The 5,266-nt window shown below is 53.8% G+C and carries 6 protein-coding genes; all 6 read right to left on the reverse strand.

Features of this window, described 5'->3' with window-relative positions:
- Window positions 1-121: 121 nt before the first annotated feature.
- A complete protein-coding gene (locus tag F0169_RS28210) occupies window positions 122-370 on the reverse strand; it encodes a hypothetical protein (RefSeq protein WP_341869112.1) in 249 nt (82 codons plus the stop codon).
- A gap of 10 nt (window positions 371-380) precedes the next feature.
- On the reverse strand, window positions 381-2,072 hold the full coding sequence (locus F0169_RS22840; protein ID WP_341869113.1) for a lipase family protein: 1,692 nt from the start codon (window positions 2,070-2,072) through the stop codon (window positions 381-383).
- A gap of 11 nt (window positions 2,073-2,083) precedes the next feature.
- On the reverse strand, window positions 2,084-2,857 hold the full coding sequence (locus tag F0169_RS22845; RefSeq protein WP_152747687.1) for a hypothetical protein: 774 nt from the start codon (window positions 2,855-2,857) through the stop codon (window positions 2,084-2,086).
- A gap of 133 nt (window positions 2,858-2,990) precedes the next feature.
- Entirely contained in the window at window positions 2,991-3,764 is a 774-nt protein-coding gene (locus F0169_RS22850) for a hypothetical protein (RefSeq protein WP_152747688.1), read from the reverse strand.
- Window positions 3,761-4,618, reverse strand: coding sequence for a DUF4123 domain-containing protein (locus tag F0169_RS22855; RefSeq protein ID WP_152747689.1), 858 nt, complete (start codon window positions 4,616-4,618; stop codon window positions 3,761-3,763). The genes F0169_RS22850 and F0169_RS22855 overlap by 4 nt, the downstream gene beginning before the upstream one ends.
- Window positions 4,615-5,266, reverse strand: a 652-nt coding sequence (locus tag F0169_RS22860) for a bacteriophage T4 gp5 trimerisation domain-containing protein (RefSeq protein ID WP_425274317.1), incomplete at its 5' end; no start/stop codon positions are given. The genes F0169_RS22855 and F0169_RS22860, both read right to left, overlap by 4 nt.

A 5,266-nucleotide genomic window follows, 5' to 3' on the forward strand; every position in this document is an offset into this window, starting at 1 on the left:
CGTGTTTTCCGCGTGAGCCTGCCAGCGCAGCAGGCTGTCTGCGAGCGCTTCCGCGTCTTCTGAAAGCAAGCCGTAGACGCTTGCAGCGGTCACCTTCTCATAGCGCAACGTGGCCAAGCGGTCACGCGTTCTGTTGCACTTTATGGGTTTCTCGACTGAACGCTTCAACCGCAGGTTCGTGGTTTTCGCGGTATTTATCGCTACGCGCGTACAAGTCTCGACGCCGGAGGAACAACTGTTGGTTAATGCGGATCAGAGCAGTGTCTACAAAATCGAATTCACGCGGGGTGACCAGCGAACGTTTGAGCTGCAGCGATTCCTGCGCGCGTCGAAGCGCGGCCCAGCAATTGGGAATGTAGCCTCCAACCATTGAATGGTTGCTACTGTGCTTTAAGCCTTGAGCAATCAGCCCGGGGCGGTCGCAGTCCGTTGATTTGCTGCACGGCCAATGTGCAGGCGGCGTGCTGGGTAATGGTGTCGCAACCGGGCTGCCAGAGGATGGAAGAGGTTTCTTTGCCGCCCAACTCCACCGGGAGGAAGTGGCGTAATGTGCCGTGATGTTCATAGGGCTCGCCGCTGAGGTTGGTAATGCCCGCAACGAACACCGATAGTCCGACGGGCACGTTTACGAAGGTTAAGGCGGCGCCAGTCGCGTAGACCGGGGTTTTGGTGTTCATCCATGTGCCGGGCACGCTGGGCACTGGGTCGTTGTGGTTGACCATGCGGTAATGCACCAGATTGGCGGCCGCTTTTACGAAGGTGGCGTCAGCTGCTCTCGGGGCGCCGTAGGTGTAGAGCGTGATGTCCACTTCATACTCTTTCTGGCGACGTAGCATCTCCGACAGCAACAAGGTAATCGCACCACCCAGGCTGTGCCCACAGATGATCAGCTTCTGTCCGCTATGGAATTTGTCGAGGTACTTGATCGTGAGCTCGTAGACCTTTTGTGCAGCGTCATAGAATCCTCGGTGCACTTTGCCCACACCTTCCACAAAGGGCACTTGGAGTGCATCGGCATCACGGAGGGCGTCCGCGATTATTTCATTGGTGCCACGTACGGAAATCAGGATCAACTCATCGTTGTGCGTGATAAACGCTTGGGTGTCGGTATCAACTTTATGTCCTCGGTCATCCAAAAAGTGAATGCTGGCCGGGGTTTCTTGATCCGTTTCTAAATCCGGGCTGTTCGCTGGGTACAGATCAGGGTCAAACGGTACGATTTCCAAGCGTTTTGAGTACGGCACATCTTCGTATAGCGGGTAGTACGCGGTGGTTTGGGCTGGGTCCACTGTCCAGATTTCATCAAACTTTGCCAACGCATCACCGAACCAGTTACCCATGCTTGGTTTGCTCGGGAAACTAACGTTCTTGTCTCTGATGGGTGCCTTGTCGGGCTCCTGCCCAAACGGGTGGTAGCTCAAGGTGGCCATAATGGCGAGCTGATACAGGTTGAGTGCACAGAACTGCGGGTCAGTAGACAGCATCGGACACAGGGCGCGTAAAGGGCGAACTTCCAATACGCTGTGTTTATTGGCAAGCAGGCAGACCCCGCGCTTTCCATGCTCGCCCATCAGTGAAGCCCAGCGCCGCATAGCCGGGTATTGACACTCGACTTCAGGCGGTAAATGCGCAACATGGTCGACGAAATGACGAACTTCGACCTGGAAGAAAAAGTCTGCACACGCTTGCGCAGGGTTTGTTGCAGTGCGCGAGCCGTCTTTATGAAGGTGGCGGGTTTGCTCGGCGCGAACTTGCAGTTCGGTTATCGGGAGTGGGTAGTGAGGCCTTTTCTGTAGGTAGGCATAAAATTCATTTCCACCCTGATACGGTTTTTTGAAAATCAACGCTATCGGCCCCGCGAAGTGGTCCTCGACTTTACTTGCGCCTGTAGCGTCGAGTTTACCCTCGTAGGTATAACCTTCTGAGTCAATGACTTCGTAAGTTAATCCGGAATAAGGTTGGCCTTCACCGTTTTCATCAACTAACTGAAAGCTGGTCCATTTGCCTCGTATAGGGCATGTCAACATACGGCTATTTAACGGGTGCTTTAGCTCATCATCCAACTTACTCATTGAGAGATTCCTTATTCTGTACAGTTGGGGTAAATGGTGCAGCTGCGCCCATCAGGCATTTTGAAACTGCTGAAGTCTTTATGATTTCCAAAACAGAACGCATACTGATCTTCAAGAGCTTTGCCCATGCAACGTTTCCAGCCATTCGGGACCTTGATCCAAGTATCGCCGATTGCAGGGTTTTCCTCTTCAGTCAACTTGATTTTTAGCTTCACTGTTTTACCCGGTAGTTGGTCCAAGGTGTAAGCTCCTACAGGACGCCCTTTCGCCACCAAGCCCTGGTCGTCGATTTTTTTACAGTCGAGTAGTTTTCTTATATATCGCTTAGGGCCTACAGTACGGAACAGCCATTGACACTGACCATTAATAGCGTTCTCGCCAGCATAATCAAAAGCCCTCTTGTATTGCTCTTCCAGTTGCTCCCGAATAATGACAGCGGTTGTATCCCCGCTAAAGTCTCCGCGGGTTTTTCCATACGTTGCGTTAATCTCCAAGTCGATTCGATAAATAGCCAGCCGGCAGCCTTTGACTGTCCGATATATTGGCACTTCCGACGCTGGCTTATACTCCGTGCGCCACTCTCTGTTAAAGGCAAGGTATGGATTGTCATCAAGAGTGACCGTACACGTCTCTCCTTTGGCGGGTGCATACTTAACTACAGCGGAGTAAGCGAAGTTTGGAGGCAGGTCGGCCGTGAAGGTGAAGCTCTCCGACTTCCCGGTAGCACACCCTGTAATCAGCATTACGCAGCCCCCCAGGAACAGGATTTTATGTGCATTTGTCATAGCGAGGCGTTCCCTTGCAGAGATCCATCAACTAGTCGAAAAATCGTCCAGTTGCCTTGGGGCGGGCAGTTAAACGTGCGGCTATGTAACGGGTGCTTTATCTCTTCATCCAATGCGCTCATTGAGTGATTCCTTATTCTGTACAGCCGGGGTAAATGGTGCAGCTACGACCATCGGGCATTTTAAAGATGCTGAAGTCCTCATAATTGCCACGGCAGTAACCGCGTTGATCTTCGGGGCCTTCGCCCCTGCAACGTCTCCAACCGTTGGGAACTTTGACCCATGTATCGCCCCAGCCTGGCCTTTCCTCTTCAGCCAACTTGATCTTCAGCTTTACGGTTTTACTTGGTAGTTGATCCAAGGTGTAAGCCCCTACAGGGCGTCCTTTCGCCACCAAGCCCTGGTCGTCCACTTTTTTACAGTCGAGTAATTTTCTTATATATCGCTTAGGGCCTACAGTACGGAACATCCATTGGCACTGACCATTTATGACGCTTTCACCAGTGGCATCAAAAGCTCTTTTGTACTGATCTTCCAGTTGCTCTCTAACAATGACAGCGGTTATATCCCCGCTAAAGTCTCCGCGGGTTTTTCCATAGGTCGTGTTAATCTCCAAGTCGATTCGATAAATAGCCAGCCGGCAGCCTTTGACTGTCCGATATATTGGCACTTCCGACGCTGGCTTATACTCCGTGCGCCACTCTCTGTTAAAGGCTAGGTATGGGTTATCATCCAGAGTGACCGTACACGTCTCTCCTTTGGCAGGTGCACACTTAACTACAGCGGAGTAGGCAAAGTTTGGAGGCAGGTCAGCCGTGAAGGTAAAACTATCCGACTTCCCAGTAGCACACCCTGCTATCGGCACGACGCAAAACCCCAAGAACAAAATTTTAAGTACCGGTTTCATAACGGCGCGTCTCCTTGCCAAAACTGTACTTCCTGATAAATACGCTCGAAATGCGTTACTGGTGTTTCACTAGCGCGCCCCTGCCAGCGCTCTGCAAGCGTGCCGTTGGTTGCCTTTAAACTCTGGACCAGTAAAAACTCCACTTGCTCGGGCGACCGCCAGCCCCAAGCTTCAGCCAATTCCAACTGCGTGCTTAGCCATAAGTCAGGGTCTTGTTGTTCAGCAATTCGCGCATAGGCATCCAGATGTTCGGCCAGCAAGTAACGCCTGGCATTGATCTGACTGATACGCGCGAATTGATCACTTTCAACCGGCACCTCGCACCAGGCAGGTCTTTCAGGAACGGGGTGGTTACCCGGCGCACAATTATTCAGCGTTAGCCAGTGCTCACCCTGCCAATAGCAAACGCTGGCAATCGGCCCCAAATACCCCGCAACAGCCCCGCCGGTTAAATGCGCCAGTGCGCGGGTCAATACCCGGTTGTCATGGAAACGATAGAGCGCCTGATACGGTCGCGCCCCGACAATCAGGCGGTCACGCCAATGTTTGGCCAGCGCGTTAAGCCCTGCCTCCGGTGGAACGCTGGCAAGCCAGCCCCAGTTTCTTTCTGGAGCGTCAAGCAAAGCGTTCAAACGCCGATCGTCAGGGTTGTCGATAAGGAACACAAAAGGCCCCGCACTCGCCAACTCTGCGACCGGTGTTTCGCTGTACACGCTGCAATAGTGGTCAGCGTTTTGAGCGCCTATCAGCGCCTGACGGGTTTCGTGCTCGCCCTCAGAGTCGAGAATCAGGCACAGGCGATACCCGAGGTGGCGTTGTTCGATCATCCATTGCCGAGGCGACAGAGTGCTCATGCTGTGGCTCCTTCAGGCAAGCACACTGCGTTTTTGCAGGCCTCGCAGACTGGGCAAAAATCAGGCTTTTCACGTTTGGAATCGGCCATCAACGCGTTTTGGGAAGGCGCAATTACCGGTGGCAGTTCGGCAGGCGCCAGTAGCGCAGTCAGTGCCCCTGGCAGTATTGGGTTGGCGGGCGTCCCTGGCATTGGCGCGCCGCCGAGTTGAATCTCGCAACTGCTGAAGATCCCGCCGGCGCCCATCACGATGTGTTGCCCACCGGCTTTCAGGGTGATGCTTGCGCCCGCATCCAGAATCAAACGCGCGCCGGCTTTAAGGTGAACTTCCTGACCGGCTTCGGCGACCAGCGTTTGCCCGACGCGGGTGTGGCTGCTGTTCGCCACGCATAAATAGTCGTTGGCCTTGAGCTGGGTTTTGCGGTCGGCGGTGACGGTGCGCTGGTCTTGCGCTTCCAACACGACAACGCTGTTGCCCTTGATGATTTCCTTGCGCTCGTTACCGACGTGCAGACGGCTGTCGTTTTCAACCCGATGCTCCATGTCTCGCTGAGCGCGCAGGTAAATCAGCTCCTGGCCGCTGCGGTCTTCCAAGTGCAATTCGTTGAAGCCGCTGCTGCCCGGTGAACTGCGGCTGCGAAACACGCTG

This window comes from Pseudomonas kitaguniensis (assembly GCF_009296165.1).
GTDB classification, from domain to species: domain Bacteria; phylum Pseudomonadota; class Gammaproteobacteria; order Pseudomonadales; family Pseudomonadaceae; genus Aquipseudomonas; species Aquipseudomonas kitaguniensis.